This is a genomic window from Nocardia cyriacigeorgica (assembly GCF_029868385.1).
Taxonomy (GTDB): Bacteria; Actinomycetota; Actinomycetes; order Mycobacteriales; family Mycobacteriaceae; genus Nocardia; species Nocardia cyriacigeorgica_F.
In genome coordinates, this window is record NZ_JARWNX010000059.1 from 72,519 (window position 1) to 95,748 (window position 23,230).

The window sequence follows — 23,230 nt, forward strand, 5'->3', positions numbered from 1 at the left end:
TCCTCGGGGTCGCGGGGGTGATACCCCCGGATCGAGATCATCCTCGAGGATGACCGACGACAAGCCTTTATACCGACGCGCGGCAGCCGGATCTGCGCAATGCTGTAGGCATGATCGAACTGAAGGGCCTGACCAAGCACTACGGGCAGACCGTCGCGGTTCAGGATCTGACCTTCACCGTTCGCCCCGGACAGGTGACGGGCTTCCTCGGACCGAACGGCGCGGGTAAGTCGACCACGATGCGCATGATCCTCGGGCTGGACCGGCCGACCGCCGGTACCGCCCTGATCAACGGCAGGCCGTACCACGACCTGGACCAGCCGCTGCGCGAGGTGGGCGCCCTGCTCGACGCCAAATGGGTGCATCCCAACCGTTCCGCGCGCGCTCATCTGCAATGGATGGCCGCCTCCAACGGCATCCCGAAATCGCGGGTCGAAGAAGTGCTGCGGCTGGTCGGCCTGTCCGAGGTGGCCGGTAAGAACGCGGGCGGTTTCTCGCTCGGCATGTCGCAGCGGCTCGGCCTCGCGGGCGCACTGCTCGGTGATCCGGCGGTGCTGCTGTTCGACGAGCCGGTCAACGGCCTCGACCCGGAGGGCATCCTGTGGATCCGCCGGTTCATGCAGCGTCTGGCCGCCGAGGGACGCACCGTGCTGGTGTCGAGCCATCTGCTCTCGGAGATGGCGCAGACCGCCGAACATCTGGTGGTGATCGGTCGCGGCAAGCTCATCTCGGATTCGACCACGCAGGAATTCATCGACCGCGCCTCGGAGTCGTCGGTGCGGGTGCGCAGCCCGCAGCTCGACCAGCTGCGCAGCATCCTCACCTCCAACGGTATGACCGTGCGCGAGGACGGCTCCGGCCAGGACGGTCCGGCGCTGATGATCGCGGGCGTCACCAGCGACGCGGTCGGCAAGCTGGCGGGCGCGAACGACATCACGCTGTTCGAACTCGCACCACAGCGGGCCTCGCTGGAGGAGGCGTTCATGCGGATGACCGGCGGCGCCGTGCAGTACCACGGTGCGGGCGTCGCCACGGACGACCAGGTGATGGGAGGTGCGCTGTGATCGGCGTGCTGGAAGCGGAACGGATCAAACTGACCTCGACCAGGTCGCCGTGGTGGTGCTCGGTGATCGTCGTCGTGCTCGGCCTCGGCCTGGCGGCGCTGTTCGCGCTGGTGGTGCGGACGGCGAGTTCGGATTCGGGTGATGTGCCGACGCTCGATGTCGCGACCGTGACCGCCGGTGTCTCCGGGTTCGGCGTCATGGTGTTGATGATCATGGCGGCGCTCACCGTGACCAGCGAGTACCGGTTCGGCGTCATCCGCACGACGTTCCAGGCGGTCCCGAACCGCAACCTGGTGATCCTCACCAAGACCCTGCTGGTCGGCGTCTACGCCGCGGTGCTCACCGCGGCGCTCGCCTTCGGCGCCTTCCTGGTCGGCAAGCTGGTCGGCGGTTCGGATGCGGCCGCGACCCTGGTGCTCGACGGCCACTGGCGCAGCATCTACGGTCTGCCGATCTACGCCTTCCTGTGCGTGGCGCTGGCCATCGGTGTGGGTGTGCTGGTGCGCCAGTCGGCGGCCGCGATCTCGCTGATCGTGCTGTGGTCGCTGCTGATCGAGCCGCTGCTCGGCGCCTTCGGTAGCTTCGGCCGCAATGTCACCCCGTTCCTGCCGTTCCAGAACGCCAGCCGCTTCCTCTCGGTCGACGGCCCGGCCGGAAACTGGCACTGGGGTGTGTGGGGCAGCCTGCTCTACTTCATCGCCTTCGTCGCGATCGTGTTCGGCGCCGCGCTGTTCGCGGTGAACCAACGCGACGCATAACTCGAATAATTGGCTACCCGAGTAGCCCTCCCTCGCCACTCGGGTTGTGGGGTAACGACCTTGTCGGGAGGTCCGCACCCCTCGCGCACCGTCCGCCACTGCCCGGCGGACGGTGCGGTATTTTCCGGCCCGGTGCGAACCCTCGCACCGGGCCGGATGCCGTTCCATGGGCCCCACCGGTGCGCGGGTGGCTGGGATACCCTCGGGGCGTGAGCAAAACACCTTCCGGCGGTGCGGTGTCCGGACCGGAACCGGAAGCTGATGACGTCGATCCCGGCGTGATCATTCCCCCGGCGGAAGCCGGATCTTCCCGACGTCCCCGGCCGCGCGCGTTCACGGCCTTGATGACCGCGGCGAACCAGCGCCCGGACGTTATCGGTGCGCTGCGCAAGGCGCGTGAACAGCTCCCGGGTGATCCGTCGTTCGGTGATCCGCTGTCGGTGTCCGGGCCGGGTGGTCCGCGCGCGGTCGCCCGAGCGGCGGACAAGTTCGTCGGCGCCAGGCCGAGCGCGGCCAGGGAGATCGGATTCGGCGCGCTTCAGGTGTGGCAGGCCGCGCTGGAGCGGGTCGGTCGCGGACGGGGCACCCAGGAGGTCACCGTCATGTTCACCGATCTGGTGTCGTTCTCGAAATGGTCGCTGTCGGCCGGTGACGAGGCCACCCTCGAACTGTTGCGCCGGGTGGCCAAGGCCATCGAACCGCCGATCGCGCAGCGGGGCGGTCAGGTGGTGAAGCGAATGGGTGACGGCGTGATGGCGGTCTTCCCGACCGCCGATGCCGCCGTGCGCGCCGCAGTGGCGGCCAAACGCGCGTTGGGCGAGGTGAGTGTGGACGGTTATCGTCCGCAGATGCGGGTCGGACTGCACACCGGGTCGCCGCGCGAGATCGGCGGCGACTGGCTCGGGGTCGATGTCACCATCGCGGCGCGCGTCATGGAGGCGGGCGGCAATGGGCGGACCATGCTCTCGGAGGCCACGTTGCGTTCGGTGTCGCCGGGTGTGCTGGAGGAACTCGGTTACGCCGTCAAGCCGTACCGGCGGGGGATGTTCAGCGCGCCGCTCAGCGGTGTGCCCGAGGATCTGCGGATCTTCCGACTGAGCAGTGTTTGATTTGCGGCGCGAGGTTCTCGCGGCCGAGGGGGCTCACCACCGGCCCTCGGTCTCGGCATCGGCGGTGCGGCCATGCGCAGGCCGCAAACGCTGATCTCACTCCGCGTGAGCTGGACGCCCGCTCAGATCAACCAGACGACCGCGCCGACCGCCGCCAGCACCGCGCATACGCCGAGCGCGATGGCGAGCGGGCGTGCGGTCTTCCACGTGGTATACGCCCCGCCGATGAGGAACCCGGCGAGAGCGAAGAGGAAGACCACGGCGACATCGGAGGACATGCTGCCGATTGTGCCGTCTCGCTCCCGCCCGGCCGCGCCCGGCCCGTTTCGCCTGCGTGAATCCATCGCGGACGATAACCGCCGATTAACAAGCACGCAAGCTTGATTTTTTCAGGGTCGGCTGTGATGCTGGTGGCGTACGCGGATCCAGGGCGCCGTGCGGCGCCGTGGTGATCCCAGCGACGGCCCGATCCAGCGCGACAGGAGGCATACCCGCTGATGAGTAGGCTGGCCGACGATCCGGACCTGATCCGGATCGGCAACTGTTCCGGGTTCTACGGCGACCGGTTGAGCGCAATGCGCGAGATGCTCGAAGGCGGGCAGCTCGACGTGCTGACCGGCGACTATCTCGCCGAACTGACCATGCTGATCCTGGGCAGGGACCGGATGAAGGATCCGAGCCTCGGCTACGCGAAGACCTTCGTCAAGCAGATCGAGGACTGCCTCGGCCTCGCGCTGGAACGCAACGTGCAGATCGTCACCAATGCGGGCGGGCTCAATCCGGCCGGGCTGGCCGAGAAACTGCGCAAGGTGGCCGCCGAACTGGGCCTCGAGGCCAAGGTCGCCCATGTCGAGGGCGACGATCTCGCCGCTCGCGCCGCCGAACTCGACCTCGGCTCCCCGCTCACCGCCAATGCCTACCTCGGCGCGTGGGGCATCGTGGAATGTCTGAACTCCGGCGCCGATATCGTGGTCACCGGCCGTGTCACCGACGCCTCGGTGATCGTCGGTCCGGCAGCTGCCCATTTCGGTTGGGAGCGCACCGATTACGACCGGCTCGCGGGCGCCGTGGTGGCGGGGCACGTCATCGAATGCAGTACGCAGGCCACCGGCGGCAACTACGCCTTCTTCACCGAACTGGCCGATCTTGGTCGCCCCGGTTTCCCGATCGCCGAGATCCGCCGTGATGGCAGCAGCGTCATCACCAAACATGCGGGCACCGGTGGCGCCGTCACCGTCGACACGGTGCGGGCCCAGCTCATGTACGAGATCCAGGGCGCGCGCTACGCCGGACCCGATGTCACCACCCGGCTCGACAGCATCCGGGTCGAGCAGGAGGGCGCCGACCGGGTGCTGATCAGTGGCGTGACCGGTGAGGCGCCGCCGCCGCAGTTGAAGGTCTCGCTCAATACCCTCGGCGGATTCCGCAACGAGATGGAGTTCGTGCTCACCGGACTCGATATCGAAGCGAAAGCCGAACTGGCGCAACGTCAGCTGGAATCCTGGTTGACGGTGCGTCCGGCCGAACTCGACTGGACCCTCGCCCGCCTCGACCGTCCCGACGCCGACTCCGAGGAACAGGCCAGCGCCCTGCTGCGCTGTGTGGTTCGCGATCCCGATCCGAACAAGGTGGGTCGGGCCTTCTCCAGCGTCGCCGTCGAACTCGCGCTCGCCAGCTATCCAGGGTGCAGCTTCACCACGTTGCCCGGCAACGGTTCGCCCTACGGCGTGTACACCCCCGGCTTCGTCGATGCGGGTGAGGTGCCGCATATCGCGGTGTTGGCGGACGGCAACCGGGTCGATATCGCGCAGGCGGCCGAAACACGGGCACTGGAGCCGGTTCCCACGCCCGAACTGCCGGAATCGTTGGCGGCGAACGACACCCGGCGCGTGCCGCTCGGCACGATCGCGCTGGCCCGCAGCGGTGACAAGGGCGGGGACGCCAATATCGGCGTCTGGGTCCGCACCGACGAACAGTGGCGCTGGCTGGTGCACACCCTCACCGTCGACCGGTTGCGTGAACTGTTGCCGGAAACCGCGACGCTCGAGGTCACCCGGCATGTCCTGCCGAACCTGCGCGCGTTGAACTTCATCATCTCCGGTCTGCTCGGTAAGGGCGTGGCCTATCAGGCCCGTTTCGATCCGCAGGCCAAGGGGCTCGGCGAATGGCTGCGTTCCCGTCACATCGACATTCCGACCGAGCTGCTGGAGGGTTGACCATGAGCGTCTGGGATACGCCGGAACGTAAAGAGCTGCGCGCCACCGTGCGCGGGTTCGTCGAGCGGGAGGTCCTGCCCGACCTCGACGCCTGGGAGCGCGCGGGCGAGCTGCCGCGTGAACTGCACAAGAAGGCCGGTGAACTCGGTCTGCTCGGCATCGACGTCGCGGAATCGGCGGGTGGTTCCGGTGGTGATTCGATCGATTCGGTGATCGTCGGTGAGGAGTTCCACCAGGCCGGTGCCTCCGGCGGTGCCTGGGCCTCGCTGTTCACCTGCGGTATCGCGCTGCCGCATATCATTGCCTCCGGCAATACCGAGCAGATCGATCGCTGGGTGAAGCCGACCCTGGCCGGTGATCTGATCGGCTCGCTGGCCATCACCGAGCCCGGTGGTGGTTCCGATGTCGGCCACCTGAGCACCTCGGCGGTCCGCGACGGCGACCACTACATCATCAATGGTGCGAAGACGTTCATCACCTCGGCCTGTCGTGCCGACTTCGTGGTGACCGCAGTACGCACCGGTGGGCCTGGTGCCGCGGGCGTCTCGCTGATCATCGTGCCCACCGATACGCCGGGATTCACGGTGGCGCGCAAGCTGGAGAAGATGGGCTGGCTGGCCTCCGATACCGGTGAGTTGTCCTACGAGGACGTGCGGGTGCCGGTGGAGAACCTGGTCGGCGCGGAGAACACCGGATTCGCCCAGATCGCGACGGCTTTCGTCAGCGAGCGGGTCGGTCTCGCGGTACAGGCCTACGCGCAGGCGCAGCGCGCCCTCGATCTCACCCTCGAATGGTGCCGTAACCGCGAGACCTTCGGTCGGCCGCTGATCAGCCGCCAGTCGGTGCAGATGACGCTCACCGAGATGGCGCGGCGGGTCGATGTGGCGCGGGTGTACACGCGGGCGCTGGTCGAACGGCACGCCGCCGGTGAGCAGGGGCTCATCGCCGAGGTGTGCTTCGCCAAGAACACCGCCGTCGAAACCGCCGAATGGGTGGCCAACCAGGGTGTTCAGCTGCACGGCGGCATGGGCTACATGCGCGAATCCGAGATCGAACGCATCTACCGCGACGTCCGCATCATCGGCATCGGCGGCGGCACGAACGAAATCCTGACCATGCTGGCGTCGAAAGTATTGGGGTACCAGTCATGACGACCTTCCGTTCCACCCTCGATCCGTCGTCGCCGGAGTACGCCGCGGCCGCGGAGGCGATGTCCGACAAACTCACCGAGCTGGAGGCCGAATTCGCCAAGGCCATCGCCGGTGGCGGCCCGGAGAAGGTGGCCCGCCATCACAAGCGCGGCAAGCTCACCGCGCGTGAACGCATCGAACTGCTGCTGGACGAGGATTCGCCATTCCTGGAGCTGTGCCCGCTCGCGGCCTGGGGCAGCGATTTCCATGTCGGGGCGTCGACGATCGCCGGTATCGGTGTCGTCGAGGGCGTGGAGTGCATGATCGTCGCCCCGGACCCGACCGTGCGCGGTGGCACCTCCAACCCGTGGACCCTGCGTAAGACGCTGCGGATCAACGACATCGTCCGGGAGAACCGTCTGCCGGTGATCTCGCTGGTCGAATCCGGTGGCGCCGATCTGCCCACGCAGAAGGAAGTGTTCATCCCGGGTGGCGCGATGTTCCGCGATCTCACCCAGGCCTCGGCGGCCGGAATCCCCACGATATCCCTGGTTTTCGGCAATTCCACCGCTGGTGGCGCCTATATCCCCGGTATGTCCGACTATGTGGTGATGGTGAAGGAGGGCGCGAAGGTCTTCCTCGCCGGTCCACCGCTGGTGAAGATGGCCACCGGTGAGGACTCCGACGACGAAACCCTCGGCGGTGCCGAGATGCACGCCCGCACATCGGGTCTCGCCGATTACATGGCCGCCGACGAACAGGACGCCATCCGCATCGGCCGCAGCATCGTCCGGCGGCTGAACTGGAAGAAGCGGGGCCCGGAGCCGCGCGCCGAGGTGATCGCGCCGCTCTACGATCCCGAGGAACTACTCGGCATCGTGCCCTCGGATCTGAAGATTCCGTTCGATCCGCGCGAGGTGATCGCCCGCGTGGTCGACGGCTCCGATTTCGACGAGTTCAAACCACTCTACGGTTCGAGCCTGGTCACCGGATGGGCCGAGATCAACGGCTACCCGATCGGCATCCTCGCCAATGCACGCGGTGTGCTGTTCTCCGAGGAATCACAGAAGGCCACCCAGTTCATCCAGCTGGCGAACAAGAAGAACACCCCGCTGTTGTTCCTGCACAACACCACCGGCTACATGGTCGGCAAGGACTATGAGCACGGCGGCATCATCAAGCACGGCGCGATGATGATCAACGCGGTCGCCAACTCGAAGGTCCCGCATATCTCGCTGCTGGTGGGCGCGTCCTACGGCGCTGGGCACTACGGCATGTGCGGTCGCGCGTTCAACCCGCGCTTCCTGTTCGCCTGGCCGAGTGCGAAGTCCGCGGTCATGGGTGGCGCGCAGTTGGGCGGCGTGCTCACCATCGTGCAGCGCGGCGCGGCCGAGGCCAAGGGCATGCCGTTCGACGAGGAGGCCGCCGCCGGTCTCGCGGCGATGGTCGAGGCGCAGATCGAGGCGGAGGCGATGCCGATGTTCCTGTCCGGCAGGCTCTTCGACGACGGCATCATCGATCCCCGCGATACCCGCACCGTGCTCGGAATGGCGTTGTCGGCCATTCATACAGCTCCGATCCAGGGCGCCGAGGGCTTCGGCGTCTTCCGAATGTGAGGCGGACGGCCGTGACTACAGCGATTACCAATGTTCTGGTCGCCAACCGCGGTGAGATCGCGCGCCGGGTGTTCGCCACCTGCCGTCGGATGGGCATCGCCACCACCGCGGTGTATTCCGACGCCGACGCGAACGCACCGCATGTGGCCGAGGCCGATGCCGCGATCCGGCTGCCCGGCAATACGCCCGGTGAGACCTACCTGCGCGGTGAGCTGATCATCGAGGCCGCGAACGCGGCAGGAGCCGACGCCATCCACCCCGGATACGGATTTCTTTCCGAGAACGCCGAATTCGCGCGCGCGGTCCTGGACGCCGGTCTGGTGTGGATCGGTCCGCCGGTGGCCGCCATCGAGCAGATGGGCTCGAAGGTCGAGTCCAAGAAGATGATGGACGCCGCCGGGGTTCCGGTGCTGGCCGAACTCGACCCGGCCGAGGTCACCGAGGCGCATCTGCCGGTGCTGATCAAGGCCTCGGCCGGTGGCGGCGGACGCGGTATGCGCGTGGTGCGTGAGCTGAGCGAGTTGTCCGGGCAGATCGAGGCCGCACGGCGTGAAGCCGAATCCGCGTTCGGCGATCCGACGGTGTTCTGTGAGCGGTACCTGGAGACCGGACGCCATATCGAGGTCCAGATCCTGTCCGATACCGCGGGAACCACCTGGGCGGTGGGCGAGCGGGAATGCTCGATTCAACGTCGTCATCAGAAGGTGGTCGAGGAGGCGCCGTCGCCGCTGGTCGAGAAGATCGACGCGGCGGGGGGCGGCATGCGGGATCGGCTGTTCGAGGCGGCGCGGCTCGCGGCCGAGGCGATCGGCTACGAGGGCGCGGGCACCGTCGAATTCCTGGCCGATGAGTCGGGGGAGTTCTTCTTCCTGGAGATGAACACCCGCCTCCAGGTGGAGCATCCGGTCACCGAGCAGACCACCGGACTCGATCTGGTCCGGTGGCAGCTGCGGATCGCCTCCGGTCTGCCGCTGCCCTCGACCCAGCCCGCCAAGCGCGGTCATTCCATCGAGGTCCGGCTCTACGCCGAGGACCCGGCCCACGACTGGCAGCCGCAGAGCGGGCCGGTACACAAACTCGACGTCCCCTTCACCGCAGGCGAATTCACCGTGCTCGAGCAGAGCGGAGTGCGGCTCGATACCGGCGTTGTCGACGGTTCGGTGGTGGGCGTGCACTACGACCCGATGCTGGCCAAGGTGATCTCCTACGCCGAAACCCGCGCCGAGGCCGCACATCTGCTGGCCACCGCCTTGCAGCGGGCCAAGATCCACGGCCTGGTCACCAACCGTGATCTGCTGGTGCGAGTGCTGCGGCATCCGGCGTTCCTCGCCGGTGATACCGATACCGCGTTCTTCGCCACGCACGGACTCGACGCCTTGTCCGCACCGCTGACCGGCGAGGCCGATGAGGCACTATCGATCGTCGCTGCGGCACTCGCGGACGCGGCGGCCAATCGGCGGGCCGCTCGGGTCGGCGGCGCGATGCCCAGCGGGTGGCGCAATCTCGCCTCCGCACCGCAGACCAAATCGTATGAGAGCCGCACCAGCGGAACGCACGAGGTGCGTTACCGGTTCACCCGAACGGGTGTGCGGGTCGAAGGCCACGACGGTCTCGAGCTGGTCGATCTCGCGCCCGAACGCGTGGTGTTGAGCGTGCCCGGTGAACGCGGTCCGGTGCGCAGGCAGTTCGAGATCTCGCGCTATGACGATCTCGTCTGTGTCGATTCGCCGCTCGGTCCGGTCGCGGTCCGCAGGCTGCCGCGGTTCACCGATCCGGCCGATCAGGTGGCCGCCGGATCGCTGCTCGCGCCGATGCCGGGCAGCGTGATCCGGGTCGGTGCCGTGGTCGGCGATCGGGTCGAACACGGTCAGCCCATCCTGTGGCTGGAGGCGATGAAGATGGAGCACACCATCCTCGCTCCCGCCACCGGTGTGCTCAGTGCCCTCAATGTCGCGGTCGGCCAGCAGGTCGAGGTGGGGGCCGTGCTCGCCGTCGTCGACGAGCCCTCGGAAGATCCGGCATGAGCGGGCCGGGCCAGGGGGCGGCAGCGAAGCGTAACCAGGTAGGGCTCCCGCCCATGACACATCAGACACAGGAGTAATGCGGATGAGCTTCATCGAATCCGACGAGCGCAAGGAACTGCGGGCCGCGGTCGCCGCGCTCGCCTCGAAGTACAACTACCGCGACTACGTGCTGCCCAAGGCGCGTGCCAACGAGCCGCTGGACGAACTGTGGGCGGAGGCGGGCAAGCTCGGCTTCCTCGGTGTCAACCTGCCCGAGGAGTTCGGCGGCGGTGGCGCGGGCATGTACGAGCTGGCGCTGGTGATGGAAGAGTTGGCCGCCCAGGGCGCGGGCCTGCTGCTCATGGTGGTCTCCCCGGCCATCTGCGGCACCATTATCACCAAATACGGCACCGACGAGCAGAAAGCGGCCTGGCTGCCCAAACTGTCCGACGGCACCGGCAAGATGGTCTTCGGCATCACCGAACCCGATGCGGGTTCCAATTCGCACCAGATCACCACCACGGCGCGCCGCGATGGTGACGATTGGATCCTCAACGGCCGCAAGATCTTCATCTCCGGTGTCGACCAGGCCGAGGCCGTGCTGATCGTGTCCCGCACCGAGGATCACAAGACCGGCAAGCTCAAGCCCGCCCTGTTCATCGTTCCCACCGATGCTCCCGGCTTCAACAAGACGCCGCAGGAGATGGACATCATCGAACCGGACCACCAGTTCACCCTGTTCCTCGACGATGTCCGGCTGCCCGCCGGTGCCCTGGTCGGCAAGGAGGACGCCGCGCTGATGCAGCTGTTCGCCGGGCTGAACCCCGAGCGCATCATGGGCGCCGCGATGGCCGTCGGCATGGGCCGCTATGCCATCGACCGGGCCGTCGAGTACGCCAAGGAGCGCACGGTCTGGAAGACCCCGATCGGCGCCCACCAGGGCATCGCGCATCCGCTGGCGCAGGTGAAGATCGAGCTGGAACAGGCCAAGCTGATGATGCAGAAGGCCGCGACGCTCTACGACGCCGGTGACGAGATGGGCGCCGCCGAGGCCGCGAACATGGCCAAGTACGCCGCGGGCGAGGCCAGCATCAAGGCTCTCGACCAGGCCATCCAGACCCACGGCGGTGCCGGTCTCACCCGCGAATACGGTTTGGCTGCCATGCTCGGCGCCGCCAGGATCGCTCGGATCGCTCCGGTGAGCCGGGAGATGATCCTCAACTTCGTCGCCCAGCATTCGCTGGGTCTGCCGAAGTCCTACTGATGTCGATTGCGGCCCCGCATCGTCGGGTGCGGGGCCGGAATGGAGATTCGGATGAGTGCGCGCAGCGAGCGAACATCCACCACAGCCGAGGCATCGAGCGTGTCGACGCCGAACGCCGGAAAGGTGCAGACATGAGCGAGGCAACGGAAACTCCGTTCGTGCGATACGAGGTCGCCGACGGATTCGCGACGCTGACCTTCGATTCACCGCACAACCGCAACGCGCTGTCATCCAAGCTGGTGCGGGAGCTACTGGCCGGAATCGACGCCGCCGTAGCGGATTCCGCGGTACGCGGCATCGTGCTCACCCACACCGGCAACACCTTCTGCGCCGGGGCGGATCTGAGCGAGGCCGCCAACTCCGATCCGGCCACCGCGGCCGATCAACGCACCCGGCAGATGATCGATGTGCTGCGCGGTCTCGTCGCCGCGCCGAAACCGGTGCTCGCCCGGATCGACGGCAATGTGCGCGCCGGCGGCATGGGCATCATCGCCGCGTGTGATCTGGTGGTCGCCGGTCCGTCGAGCAGCTTCGCGCTCACCGAGGTCCGCATCGGCATGGCGCCGTTCATGATCTCGTTGACCCTGCTGCCCAAGCTCGATCAGCGCGCGGCAAGTCGCTACTACCTCACCGGTGAGAAGTTCGACACCGCCGTCGCGCAGCAGATCGGGCTCATCACCATCGCCGCCGACGACGCGGCCGCAGAGGTGCGGCGGCTGTGCGGTGAGCTGCGCAAAGGCTCGCCGCAGGCGCTGGCCGAATCCAAAAGGCTGGTCAACGCACAGTTGCTGGCCGGATTCGACGCGGAAGCCGAGGAGCTGGCACAACGCTCCGGCAGCTTCTTCGGCACCCCCGAGGTGATCGAGGGCATGACGGCCTTCTTACAGAAGCGTCCGCCGAGCTGGGCACAATAAGCCCATGGCGACACCCCACGAACCGAAGCAGGACCGTAGCCGGGCCACCCGGCAGCGGCTGCTCGAGGCGACCATCGACTGCTTGGCCGAGATGGGCTGGGCGGCCGCGACGGTGGCCGTGGTCGCCGAGCGCGCCGGGGTGTCGCGTGGTGCGGCCCAGCACCATTTCCCCACCAGGGAAGACCTGATCACCGCCGCCCTCGAGTTCATGTTCGACACCAGGACCGAGCAGGCGAAAACGGAAGCGCAGACGGTCGCCGCCACCGCCGTCGGCGTCGGACGCACCGAGGCCGTGGTCGCGGGCCTGGTCGAGTCCTACACCAGCCCCCTGTTCAAGGCGGCGCTCCAGGTGTGGACCCACGCCGCCGCCGACCCGGCCCTGCGTGAACGCATCGTCCCGCTGGAGGCACGCTTCGGCCGGATCTCGCATCGCCGCGCGGTCGAAGCGCTCGGCGTCGACGACGCCGACCCGGTAGCTCACCACCTCGTCCAGGCCACCCTCGATATGGCTCGCGGCCTCGGCCTCGCCGACGTATTGACCGACGATTCCGTGCGTCGGAAGCAGATCGTGCACCAGTGGGCGGTGACGTTGCACTCGGCGCTGGAGGGCACGCGCTAGCGGTGCAGGTCGGCCGGTAATTCGTACGCGACCAGTGAATGCCCTACGTGGTACCCTACGTTCATGAAGGTCAAGACGAGCGTTTACCTGGACCAGGAGCAGACGTCGCGTCTCAAGCAAGCCGCCGAGGCCGCGGGTCGTTCCGAAGCCGACCTGATTCGAGAAGGTATCGATCTGGTCTTGCTGCGAGCGCCTCGGACGCCTCGGAAACGGGAGTGGCCGTCGTTCGATTCCGGTGATCCGCAGTTCGCCGCGAAGGCCGATGAGCACCTGCGCACCGCCTACGAGCGTTGAGCTTCTTCATCGCCGATACCTCGGCACTCATCGCCGCCTATGACAATGCCGCGCCGCAGCAGGACACAGTCCGGGAGTTGCTGGCCACCTCGGTCGCCGTCGTATCTCCGCTGGTTCTGGACGAGGTGGATCATCTACTCATCGCGCGGTTCGGGAAGGACCGTCGTATCGCCGACCTCGTCCTCGACGATCTGCTGACCTCGGCGGAAGAGGGCGCCATTCTTGTGCCGCCGGTGGATCATCACGACCTCCGCGTCGCGCAACGGCTCATCACGCAATACGGTGGGCTACGGCTGGATTTGGCAGACGCGGTGAATATCGTTGTCGCCGAACGGTATCTGACCAACGCGATCGTCACCCTCGACGAACGTGACTTCCGCGCGGTGGCGCCACTGACACCCTCGTTCTCGTCGTTTCAGCTGTTGATCCAGGATGGACCCGGCGCATCTCCGTTGTGATGCGTCGGAGTCCGCGACACGAACACTTTGCGATACCGCACAATCTTGTGAACCCGCACGTCCACGGCTGTTAACGTCGGCGCCGGAGGTGTCAGATGAGCGGTGCGCTCGATGTCGACGTGCTGATCGTCGGGTCCGGGTTCGGTGGCAGCGTCACCGCGTTGCGGTTGGTCGAAAAGGGCTATCGGGTCGGGGTGCTGGAGGCGGGCCGCCGGTTCACCGATGCCGAATTCGCCGCCACCAACTGGGATATGCGCCGCTATCTGTGGGCGCCCAAGCTCGGCTGCTATGGGATCCAGCGCATTCACCGGCTGCGTGATTGTTTCATCCTGGCGGGTGCGGGTGTCGGCGGTGGTTCGCTGAATTACGCCAACACCCTCTACAAACCGGGCCCCGCGTTTTTCGCGGATCAGCAGTGGGCCGATATCACCGATTGGGATGACGAATTGGGCCCGTTCTACGAGCAGGCGAAGAGGATGCTCGGTGTGGTGCGGAACCCGCATATGACCCCGGCCGACGACATCATTCGAGCTGTCGCCACCGATATGGGTGCGGGCGAGACCTTCGTGCCCACTCCCGTCGGGGTGTATTTCGGCGAGCCCGGCAAGACCGTCGCCGACCCGTATTTCGGTGGTGTCGGGCCCGACCGCACCGGGTGTATCGAATGCGGTGAATGTATGACCGGTTGTCGCCACGGCGCGAAGAACACGCTGGTCAAGAACTATCTCGGTTTGGCCGAACAGGCCGGGGCGCAGGTGCATCCGATGACGACGGTGACCGCGATCCGCCCGCAACCGGATGGCACCTGGCTGGTCGACACCCACCGCACCGGATCCTGGACCCGTCGCGGTCGGCGCACCTTCAGTGCGGGCCGGGTGGTGCTGGCCGCCGGAACCTGGGGAACGCAGCGGCTGCTGTTCGCGATGCGCGATACCGGCGTGCTGCCCGGTCTGTCGAAACGGCTCGGTGTGCTGACCCGCACCAATTCCGAAGCCATACTCGGCGCCGGGCGCACCGAGATCGACCCGGATATGGACATCACGCGCGGTGTCGCGATCACATCGTCGTTCCATCCGACGCCAGACACCCATGTCGAACCCGTCCGCTACGGCAAGGGTTCCAACGCGATGGGTTTATTGCAGACCTATCTGATCGATGGTGGTCATCGGATTCCGCCGTGGGTACGGGTACTGCCGCTGGCATTGAAACAGCCGATCCGCACCGCGCGCCTGCTACGTACCCGTCAGTGGAGCGAACGCACCCTGATCCTGCTGGTCATGCAGTCGCTGGACAATTCGATCACCACCTCCACCCGCCGCGGTCTGTTCGGCCGCAAGTTCGCCAGCAAACAGGGCTACGGCGAACCCAATCCCACCTGGATCCCCGCAGGTCACGAAGCCACCCGCCGCGTCGCCGAGAAATTGGGCGCCACCGCCGGTAGCACCTGGCCCGACCTGTTCGACGTCCCGATGACCGCTCTTTTCATCGGCGGTTGCGCCATCGGCGCCGACCCCGAGCACGGCGTCATCGACTCCTATCACCGCGTCTACGGCTATCCGACCCTCAGCATCGTCGACGGCTCGGCCATCTCCGCCAACCTCGGCGTCAACCCCTCGCTCACCATCGTCGCGCAGGCCGAACGCGCCGCCGCGCTCTGGCCCAACAACGGTGAGGCCGACACCCGACCTCCGATGGGCACTCCGCATCGACGTCTCCCACCGGTCCCCCCACGCCATCCCGTGGTTCCAGCGCACGCGCCCGCGGCGCTGCGTCTGCCGATCGTCGGTTTCGGTTCGCAACGCGCGTCCGAACCCGACGGGGTCGGGGCCTGATCAGAGTCGGCGCAGGGTCGACCATCGCCGCTGGATAACCGGAAAACAGCCGCACGCCGTCCACCTGTTTCGCGGCAGATCAGGCGTCCAGCGTCGGCTCGACGGTCGAATCCAGCACCCACTGCCGATATCCCGGATGTGCCTGCACCACTGGAACGGCGAGCACCTGCGGCGTCTCATCGGCATGTTCGGCCTCGGCCCGCTCGATAATCGCATCCACCAGTGACCGCCGCGTATGCAGCACGACCAGCGTTTCGGCGTCATCGTGCACCGCCCCGTCCCACCGATAGATCGATCGCACCCCGGCAATGATGTTCCCGCACGCCGCCAGCCGGTCGGCAACCAGCCGCCGGGTGAACTCGGCCAGCCACTCGGGGTCACCGGCGCTGATGGTCACGTCTACGACTTCGTCGGTCATGAGGCAATCGTCCCTCGAGGCGACCGCAGGACCGCGGCTCCGGTCGAGCGAATTCGCGGTAGTTCGACTTCCGGGGTTGCGCGGACGGGCATCGTCGTGAATACTTAGGTATGTGCCTAAGTATTCACGCGATGAGCCGGACGGTGGCCTGGACAGTGTGTTCCGGGCGGTCACCGATCCGACTCGTCGGGCGATCGTCGAACGGCTGGCGCGGGGACCGGCCTCGGTGTCGGAGTTGGCCGAGCCGTTCGATGTCGCGATGCCGACGATCGTCCAGCACCTGAAAGCGCTGGAAGCGGGGCTGATCGTCAGCTCGGCCAAGATCGGCCGGGTGCGTACCTACCAGCTGGTTCCCGGGGCCTTCGGGTCCGCGATCGACTGGCTGCGGCGGCAACGTCCATCGGCCGAGCGGCAAATGGACCGACTCGAGGCACTACTGACCGAATCAATGACCACTACAGAAAGAGAAGAACAATGACCGACACCGTGACCCGCTCCATCAACCACGCCCAGTTCACCATCGAGCGCGAAGTGCCCGTCGCACCCGACGTCGCTTTCCGGGCATTCGCCGACCCCGTCACCAAGAGCAAATGGTTCGGTGGCGAGGAAGGATGGGAGCAGGGCGAGGTCTCGCTCGACTTCCGGGTCGGTGGCCGCGAGATCAACGAAGGCACCTTCGAAAAGAAGCTGACCTCCCGTTTCGTCGCCACCTACACCGACATCATCGATAACGAACGCCTCGTCTACACCTATGACATGTGGATCAACGGCGACCACATCTCCACCTCTGTCGCCACCTGGGAATTCGAACCGACCACCGCCGGAACCAAGCTCACCCTTGTCGAATTCGGCGCCCACCTCGACGGTTTCGACACCGGCGCCCAGCGTGAGGAAGGCACCCGCGAACTCGTCGATACCCTCGCCCGATACCTCAGCACCCAGGCCTAGCCTGTTGACGCACTCGCTTCGACGGACGGTTGTGCGCGGCCGCTGCTTCGGGCACCGGCCCGCCGCGATCGGTCGGTGAGTACGATCCCCGGTTGTGGTGAGACGCCGTGGCCGCGGTGAGGTCGGTGCCTGACCGCAGCCGCGTCGAAAAGCTTGCCATCACCCGCTGCGATCGGTAGCGTTCAACGCGGAGCGCTGCTCTGAACGATATTGGGGGCGTGACTGATCCGGTCGGTATTGCACTGGGAGTCATCACATGGGGGAGGGGAGCCATGGCAACGGTACGCCCGTTGTATGCGGTACAGATCACCGATAGCCGATCGCAATCATCTGCCGTGTGATCGGCCGTTGCGATCGGGAGAGCGAAGTCCTGACCGATGAGCTTCGAGCGTCCTGCGCCGGGCTCGGCAATTCCCGGCTCGATCTCCGGCATGGTGCAGAAGGAGTACTAGGTGACGGCTACGGCTGAGGAAATCTCTACCGAAGTCCTTCGTGTGCCCGATTTCCGCAGGTTGTGGATGGCAAATGGACTACGTGGCACTGCGGGTGAGATCGCGGGTTTCGCCCTGCCGGTCACCGCTGTCACGATGCTGGGGGCTTCTCCGCTGCAAATGGGCTTCATCGCCATGTGTGGCAAGGCCGGATACCTGCTCGTCGGTTTGCCTGCGGGGGTGTGGATCGATCGGTGGCCCAAGCGATCTGTTCTCCTCACAGCAGAAGTCGGTTACACCGTCGCTCTCGCCAGCATTCCCCTGGCCTACTTCATGGGTGTCCTGACGATCGTCCACTTCATGGTAGTGGCTTTGGTACTCAGTGTCGCAGGGGTGTTCTTCAGCATCGCACACACCAGCGTCCTTCCTCTGTTGCTTCCGAAGAAGCGCGTGGCCGACGCCAAGGCGCGCCTGGAGACCGCCGACAACACCATCAGCACCGTCTCTCCTGCCATTGCGGGCGCTGTTTCACACTCGGTCGCCGCCCCCGTGCTGTACGGCGCCGCAGCGACCTTCCAGTTCTTTTCGGCAACACTGATACGCCGGATGAAACCGTCCGAGCCGGTGCGTCTGGCGAAGCCGGAACGGCACTTCCGAAAGGAGGTAGCCGACGGTGTGCGGATTGTGGTCGGCCAACCGTTGCTGCGGCTCCTGCTCGGGCAGACCGCCCTGAACAATCTCGGCGCCGGCATCATCATGTCGGCCACCGCATACTTCTTGTTGAAAACACTGGGAATCGAGCCGTGGCTGTTCGGCGTGCTGAGCTCACTCGCCGCGGTCTCCGGTCTGGCGGCTTCTCTGGTCTGTCCGGCGTTGCGCCGCAGGATAGGCGAGATCCGCATGACAATGGTTTTCTCCGGCCTCGCGCCGCTCGCAATGGTGACCATTCCTCTTGCCGGGGTGTTCCGCGGCCAGGCTGTCGTGCTCGTCGCTGTGTCTCAGGTCCTGCTCGGAGTTGTTCTGGTCGGCCGGTCGGTAGCCGCAGCGGGACTTCGCGCCCGAGTTACCCCGAATAGATACCTGAGTCGCGTAACGGCGGCCAGCGGCGTTGTCACACAGGGTGCCACGCCATTCGGAGCCCTCCTCGGAGGGCTTATCGCCGGTGTGTGGTCGGCGCAGGTCACCCTATGGGTAGGCGTCGCCGTGATGACGACGCCCATCATTCTGCTATTGACATCTCCGTTGCGAACTCATCGCACACTCCCGCCCGAGTGGGAGGTCGACGACTGACCGACCGGCGGCATTACAGGCATGAAAAAGACTATGGCACAACGGTATTCATGACAAGAGGCAACATTTTCGTTCTTGACGGACATTGGGGCCGACGCTAGATTCGGTTGTACGGGGCGGGAATTCGTCCCGTTTAAGGGAGGAATGAAATGACAGCACCAACCATGCCTGTAGATCTTGAAGCGCCGGGGAACAGTGAGATCCTGAGCCGGGCCACGGAATTGACCTCGGGTCAGTTCGAGAAGCTGTTCCGGCTCGAGATGCGTCGTCCGGTGTCGCTGTCCGACGCGGACACCGCGGACTAGATGCGAGCGGTGCCGGCGGGGCATGGTCCCGCCGGCGCTGTCAGCCGACGAAATGTCGATTCTTCACGTATTCGCTGGACCTACTATCAGTCCAGATGAAATCCTCGCCGTGACACCCCACGCTCGAATTCATACCCCGATCAGACATGGGGATCTCTACGATCCGAATATTGATCGAGGCGATACCGTCCTGATCATCGACGGGCTTTTCCATCATTCTGCCACGATCCGGCACAAGGAGATCGTCGGCGCCATGCAGCGCGGAGTGGTGGTGGCCGGCGCCGCCAGCATCGGAGCATTGCGCGCGGCCGACCTCGAGTCGCTGGGTATGAGGGGTATCGGTGAGGTTTTCACCGCGTATCGCCGGGGTGATATCTACGATGACGCCGAAGTCGCGGTGGCGCACGCCGACATCGGCGATCAGCATGCGCAGACCATCGCTCTGGTCAATATGCGAAGCATACTGAGACAGGCTGTTTCGGCGGGAATACTCGGAGATTGCGATCAAGAAGACGCATTGACCATCGTTCGCGGAATCTACTACTCCGAGCGCACCCGCGGCCGCGCCCTCCACGAGTTGAACAGAGCAGGGTTGGCCGAGCTCGCCCACTGGATCGATGGTCGTCTGAACGAGGATCGCAACTTCGGTGACGTGAAGAAGAAGGACGCGATCGAGGCACTGCGAACCTGCGCTGGTCCGGTTTCTGGGCCGGCCTGTGCTCCGGCTCCATGGAACACCTCCTTTCATCGCGATTGGTGCAACTTCTTCTCCGACGACCCTTCGACACCAGGCTTGCGCTACCTGGACAGGGTTCGCTATCAACAGATCTTCCATCGTGGGTTTCCCGAGGTGTGGCGGCGATTCATGGAGTTCAGTTCGATGAACACCTCTGATGGCGCGCCCGGAATGCCACTCGAGCGGCGCCTCGCCGACCTCGCGGCCCTTTCGGTCGAGCCCGCCCTCCTGTTCTTACCGCGTTTCGACCTCGACAACCCGGCGCATTGCGCGGTGCTGCTCGCCGAGGAAACCGCTGCGGACAGAGCGAACGCGACCGCCTACCGGAGTGCGCACGCCGATTTCGTCGTAGGCCACCCGAGGGTGGATCCGCGGGCGCTGCATCGCGCAGCGGGCCGATCAATTCTCAGCGAGCTGTGGGGGATCGCCGAGCAAGATCTGGAACAAGAGTATGCGCGTCGCGGTCTTCGCTCAGAATCCGATGCGGTCGAGGGGCTGGCCTTGTTCATCATCGGGTACCTGCAAGAAATCGCCCTTACCGAGCGCGAGGCAGCGTTACATGAATGACGCCAGAATCGACCTTCATGGCACCTACCGGGCTCGTACACCCGAGCAAACATGGGCGCTGATCTCCCCACTGCTGCTGGACTATGGAGTAACGCGGGTGGCAGACGTCACCGATTTCGACTACATCGGCATACCGGTGGTCATGGCGACTCGCCCGAAGTCCGAGACTCTGGTTGTCTCGCAAGGAAAGGGCCTGACGCCGATGCTGGCGCGCTTGTCCGCCGTCATGGAGTGCATCGAGCTCGAGCACGCCGAACACCCCGATCTTGCGGGTACGGCGGCCTCCGCGAACGATCTCGATTTGACCTACGACCTTTCTGATCTACAGCTACGCATGGATGCCGAAATCGTGCGGCAGCTGAGGCTCGACTGGTATCACGCGCGGACCCTGATCAGCGATACGCCGACGATGGTGCCGCGCGGGCTCGTCGACCTCTCATTCGGCACCGGTTACGACTGGCGGCCTGCCGTTTTCCGAACCAGCAGCGCAGGACTGGCCTCTGGGAATTCGGTCGACGAGGCATTGGTGCATGCCATGTACGAGTTGATCGAGCGCGATGTGGTCTCTTCGCTCGCCGGCATCGGCGAGGACCATCGGCGGGTCGTCGATGTCTCGACCGTCGGCAGCGACCACTGTCAGGCCCTGTTCACCAAGTTGCGAGATGCTGACATATCGTTCGAAGTCGCCATGGTTCCGAACCGATTCCGCATTCCGACCGCTGTGGCATTCGTCTGGTCGCCGGATTTCCCGTTGACGTGCGCGGGCTCTGGTTCTCATACCGATCCTGCGGTAGCACTGTCACGGGCAGTCACGGAGGCGGTTCAATCGCGGCTGACCGAGATCGTCGGTACCCGCGACGACATTCCGTCGGACTGTGCCCCTGACATCACCGCACCACCGCCGGTGCCTGCCCTGGCATCGTCCGGTGTTTCCTGGGCTGACGCGCTCGATGGTGAGGTCCTGAATACCGATTCGATGGCTGCCGAGCGCCGCGGTCTCGCTGCGAGAATCGCGGAGCAGACAGGCATCGAACCGCTCTGGGTCGACCTGTCCACGCGCAGCGACGTTTTCTCGGTAGTGCGGGTGTTCGCGCCGGGACTCGTCTACAGCGCCAGAGGCCACGTGCCACGGTGATCGAGCACCTCCTTCCCGATATCGACGACATCGAAACGCGGATCGTCGGGCATTGGGTCGAACAGCATGCCGAGGGCCGCCTCGATACTGTCGAACTCTCCGCACACACATCCGAGGGGTATGAGCTAAGGCTCCAGGTCCGCATACCGGCCCGGATTCACGACCATGCGTTGCACGTCTTCATCCACGGCCAGGCCAAACGTGAGAAGTACACACCACCTGTGTTCTATCGCCGCGGAAGTTCCCGACGAGTCGGTGCGGTATGCGTGTTCCTGTGCGATCCCATCCTGTTGTACTCACAGGACTGCTCGATCGGGTGGCATTTGCTGGGCGATGAAGCTCTCTGGCCGTTCGTCCGTGGACTGATCCAGAACTTGTCCGCGGCTCATCTGTCGCGGGGCGTGGTTTGGCATGGATCCTCCGCTGGTGCGTATGCCGCGATCAGGAACACGCTGCGCTGGTCCGGGCCCGCTCTCGCAATTGCCGTCGCGCCACAGAACGATCCTACGGAGTTCTTCTACTGGCCCGAGTTCGCCTCGTATGCAAGTCTCCCGAGAACTGCTGTTCCCGAGCCACTGCATGTCCTGCTCGACAGGCAGGGTCTCCACGACGATTCGATGGTGCACATCATGGTGAACGATAAGGACACCTATCATCTGCTCGCTCATATCAGGCCGCTGCTGCCGTTTGCCGACTCATATCGGCAGTTCGCAATCCGAATGATCCATAACGACATGGGACACGAGCGGATTGGTGAAGCCGACTATTGGGCCAACTATGCCCTGGCCGAACGTCGTTGGCGCGAGCATCAACCGTAGTAGGGCAGATGCAAGTCTCGCGGCAGCACCGGTGGATGACGGAAGACACCGGGGCTGGGCTGATGTGCATCCGCTGAATCTGCCGGGACGAACAGCATGCGCTCGCGGTCCAGGCGAGCAGCGCGTACGACAACCTCGTCCGGTGCCAGTCGTTGCAGCTCGGCAGCCATCGCGCTACTGAAAACAGCTGACCGATCCGCGATTTTGGCGCGTATATGCGCGGGTGCCCGAACCGATTCTGTGACAGCTTGCGGAACGATGACATGGAAGTACGACTCGCGCCATGCGATCCGAACGCCGATCACTCGCTCGGACCAGAATGGGCGCGTATTGGAGAACATTGCGAACGACCATTCGGACTTAATTCCAGAAATAAGCAAGACGATGTTGATCACACCAAGAATTATCGGTGTGACCGCAGACCAGCTCACCATCGACGAATTCGCCGGATCGGCTGTTGTGAAAATAAACGCCGATATCGCACAGTAAGCGGTAGCCAACCCGGTGTTTGTCAATATTCCGATGCCCCGCTCCGGAAACACCTCGGGCGAGGTGAGGAACCGCCCGCACACAACTCCGATAATCGCGCCGAAGAACACAGCGACCTGGACCGCCGTATCGGTCCCCGGCGCCACGGACAAAGCGAGGGACCAGGGCGCGAGCACCAGCAATGAGAAGTGAAAGTTTCCGAGAATTCCGAAACCGAGATGCAGGACCGCGGCCAGTGTGTACGTCACGAGTAGCGGACACGGCGTCAGCAGTAGTAGCCCGATCGATGCCTCGGCTGCTACAGCCGCCCATGGCGCGCAACGTGCCATCTGATGCGGGACTCCGAACCCCATCCGCTCGCAATACCGGCTCAGCATGAAGATTGCCGCACTGGCCTCCGTCGTCAAGAACTCGCGATTCAGCTTGATCGCCGCTGCTGACAGGTACAGAACGGCCAGCAGCCACCGCATTGCCACGTCCTGATCGGATCCCGCGAAGGCGAGTGCTACCAGGCACATCCAGGTGAATATGAGGTGGTTGGAGATTCGGTAGGGCTGACACAGTAGCCATGAACTGAATAATGCGACTGCTCCGAAGAGAGCTGGCCTCGAGCCGACAGTCACCAACCCGAAAGCCAGGGCAGGCGCGGCAATATGGCAGATCGTATTGAACGGATAGGGTATGCGGACTCCGAGTGCAGGGGCGAATGTCGACGTGAGATGACCTATGCCATCCCGCGCTGTGTAGTAGCAGACATGACCGATGATGCCGAGGAGTCCGAGGAGTGAGAATACTGCCGATTCACTCATGGGGCAG

23 protein-coding genes are annotated in these 23,230 nt (G+C 65.2%); 20 read left to right on the forward strand and 3 right to left on the reverse strand.

All coding sequences use genetic code 11. From position 1 onward, the window contains the following. Positions 1-110 precede the first annotated feature (110 nt). The 3 genes from QH168_RS20290 (at position 111) to QH168_RS20300 (ending at position 2,931) form a co-directional block, all read left to right on the forward strand. Complete coding sequence (locus QH168_RS20290; RefSeq protein WP_280236325.1) at positions 111-1,064, forward strand: ABC transporter ATP-binding protein; 954 nt, start codon at positions 111-113, stop codon at positions 1,062-1,064. After that, positions 1,064-1,822: an ABC transporter permease gene (locus QH168_RS20295; protein ID WP_280236420.1), complete on the forward strand. Its 759-nt coding sequence runs from the start codon at positions 1,064-1,066 to the stop codon at positions 1,820-1,822. The genes QH168_RS20290 and QH168_RS20295 overlap by 1 nt, the downstream gene beginning before the upstream one ends. 344 nt (positions 1,823-2,166) lie before the next feature. After that, positions 2,167-2,931 (forward strand): adenylate/guanylate cyclase domain-containing protein, encoded by a 765-nt coding sequence (locus tag QH168_RS20300; protein ID WP_280236421.1) that lies wholly within the window; start codon positions 2,167-2,169, stop codon positions 2,929-2,931. Between the two features lie 122 nt (positions 2,932-3,053). Here the strand turns inward: QH168_RS20300 and QH168_RS20305 are convergent, their stop codons facing one another. Further along, entirely contained in the window at positions 3,054-3,209 is a 156-nt protein-coding gene (locus QH168_RS20305) for a hypothetical protein (RefSeq protein WP_014353372.1), read from the reverse strand. 219 nt (positions 3,210-3,428) lie between these two features. Between QH168_RS20305 and QH168_RS20310 the strand changes: the two genes are divergently transcribed. The 10 genes from QH168_RS20310 (at position 3,429) to QH168_RS20355 (ending at position 15,277) form a co-directional block, all read left to right on the forward strand. Continuing rightward, positions 3,429-5,147: an acyclic terpene utilization AtuA family protein gene (locus tag QH168_RS20310; protein ID WP_280236326.1), complete on the forward strand. Its 1,719-nt coding sequence runs from the start codon at positions 3,429-3,431 to the stop codon at positions 5,145-5,147. A gap of 2 nt (positions 5,148-5,149) precedes the next feature. Then, positions 5,150-6,298 carry an acyl-CoA dehydrogenase family protein gene (locus QH168_RS20315; RefSeq protein WP_280236327.1) on the forward strand — a complete coding sequence of 383 codons (1,149 nt, stop codon included), beginning with the start codon at positions 5,150-5,152 and terminating at the stop codon, positions 6,296-6,298. Further along, the gene (locus QH168_RS20320) at positions 6,295-7,893 is read left to right on the forward strand and encodes an acyl-CoA carboxylase subunit beta (protein ID WP_280236328.1); all 1,599 of its coding nucleotides are present in this window, start codon (positions 6,295-6,297) and stop codon (positions 7,891-7,893) included. The genes QH168_RS20315 and QH168_RS20320 overlap by 4 nt, the downstream gene beginning before the upstream one ends. Before the next feature lie 11 nt (positions 7,894-7,904). Beyond that, entirely contained in the window at positions 7,905-9,917 is a 2,013-nt protein-coding gene (locus QH168_RS20325) for an acetyl/propionyl/methylcrotonyl-CoA carboxylase subunit alpha (RefSeq protein ID WP_280236329.1), read from the forward strand. Between the two features lie 82 nt (positions 9,918-9,999). Further along, positions 10,000-11,160, forward strand: a complete 1,161-nt coding sequence (locus QH168_RS20330) for an acyl-CoA dehydrogenase family protein (protein ID WP_280236330.1) — start codon at positions 10,000-10,002, stop codon at positions 11,158-11,160. A 131-nt stretch (positions 11,161-11,291) separates the two neighbouring features. Next, positions 11,292-12,074 (forward strand): enoyl-CoA hydratase family protein, encoded by a 783-nt coding sequence (locus tag QH168_RS20335; protein ID WP_280236331.1) that lies wholly within the window; start codon positions 11,292-11,294, stop codon positions 12,072-12,074. Between the two features lie 4 nt (positions 12,075-12,078). Beyond that, positions 12,079-12,693: a TetR/AcrR family transcriptional regulator gene (locus tag QH168_RS20340; RefSeq protein WP_280236332.1), complete on the forward strand. Its 615-nt coding sequence runs from the start codon at positions 12,079-12,081 to the stop codon at positions 12,691-12,693. A gap of 63 nt (positions 12,694-12,756) precedes the next feature. Further along, the gene (locus tag QH168_RS20345; RefSeq protein ID WP_280236333.1) at positions 12,757-12,987 is read left to right on the forward strand and encodes a ribbon-helix-helix domain-containing protein; all 231 of its coding nucleotides are present in this window, start codon (positions 12,757-12,759) and stop codon (positions 12,985-12,987) included. Next, positions 12,984-13,445 carry a PIN domain-containing protein gene (locus QH168_RS20350; protein WP_280236334.1) on the forward strand — a complete coding sequence of 154 codons (462 nt, stop codon included), beginning with the start codon at positions 12,984-12,986 and terminating at the stop codon, positions 13,443-13,445. Before QH168_RS20345 ends, QH168_RS20350 begins: the two co-directional genes overlap by 4 nt. Positions 13,446-13,540: 95 nt before the next feature. Beyond that, positions 13,541-15,277 carry a GMC family oxidoreductase gene (locus QH168_RS20355; RefSeq protein ID WP_280236335.1) on the forward strand — a complete coding sequence of 579 codons (1,737 nt, stop codon included), beginning with the start codon at positions 13,541-13,543 and terminating at the stop codon, positions 15,275-15,277. A 79-nt stretch (positions 15,278-15,356) separates the two neighbouring features. Here the strand turns inward: QH168_RS20355 and cutA are convergent, their stop codons facing one another. Further along, on the reverse strand, positions 15,357-15,695 hold the full coding sequence (gene cutA / locus QH168_RS20360; protein WP_280236336.1) for a divalent-cation tolerance protein CutA: 339 nt from the start codon (positions 15,693-15,695) through the stop codon (positions 15,357-15,359). Positions 15,696-15,807: 112 nt separating this feature from the next. Between cutA and QH168_RS20365 the strand changes: the two genes are divergently transcribed. The 7 genes from QH168_RS20365 to QH168_RS20395 all read left to right on the forward strand — a co-directional run bounded on the left by QH168_RS20365 (position 15,808) and on the right by QH168_RS20395 (position 21,925). Next, entirely contained in the window at positions 15,808-16,173 is a 366-nt protein-coding gene (locus QH168_RS20365; RefSeq protein ID WP_280236337.1) for an ArsR/SmtB family transcription factor, read from the forward strand. Continuing rightward, positions 16,170-16,643: an SRPBCC domain-containing protein gene (locus tag QH168_RS20370; RefSeq protein ID WP_280236338.1), complete on the forward strand. Its 474-nt coding sequence runs from the start codon at positions 16,170-16,172 to the stop codon at positions 16,641-16,643. Before QH168_RS20365 ends, QH168_RS20370 begins: the two co-directional genes overlap by 4 nt. Positions 16,644-17,095: 452 nt before the next feature. Further along, a complete protein-coding gene (locus QH168_RS20375; protein WP_280236339.1) occupies positions 17,096-18,364 on the forward strand; it encodes an MFS transporter in 1,269 nt (422 codons plus the stop codon). Between the two features lie 149 nt (positions 18,365-18,513). Continuing rightward, complete coding sequence (locus QH168_RS20380; RefSeq protein WP_280236340.1) at positions 18,514-18,669, forward strand: hypothetical protein; 156 nt, start codon at positions 18,514-18,516, stop codon at positions 18,667-18,669. 22 nt (positions 18,670-18,691) lie between these two features. Then, positions 18,692-19,972, forward strand: coding sequence for a TfuA-like protein (locus tag QH168_RS20385; RefSeq protein WP_280236341.1), 1,281 nt, complete (start codon positions 18,692-18,694; stop codon positions 19,970-19,972). Continuing rightward, a complete protein-coding gene (locus QH168_RS20390) occupies positions 19,965-21,107 on the forward strand; it encodes a YcaO-like family protein (protein ID WP_280236342.1) in 1,143 nt (380 codons plus the stop codon). The genes QH168_RS20385 and QH168_RS20390 overlap by 8 nt, the downstream gene beginning before the upstream one ends. Further along, positions 21,104-21,925: a hypothetical protein gene (locus tag QH168_RS20395; protein WP_280236343.1), complete on the forward strand. Its 822-nt coding sequence runs from the start codon at positions 21,104-21,106 to the stop codon at positions 21,923-21,925. The genes QH168_RS20390 and QH168_RS20395 overlap by 4 nt, the downstream gene beginning before the upstream one ends. Here QH168_RS20395 and QH168_RS20400 read toward each other — a convergent pair. Continuing rightward, the gene (locus QH168_RS20400; protein WP_280236344.1) at positions 21,916-23,223 is read right to left on the reverse strand and encodes a hypothetical protein; all 1,308 of its coding nucleotides are present in this window, start codon (positions 23,221-23,223) and stop codon (positions 21,916-21,918) included. The genes QH168_RS20395 and QH168_RS20400 overlap by 10 nt on opposite strands. Positions 23,224-23,230: the final 7 nt, after the last annotated feature.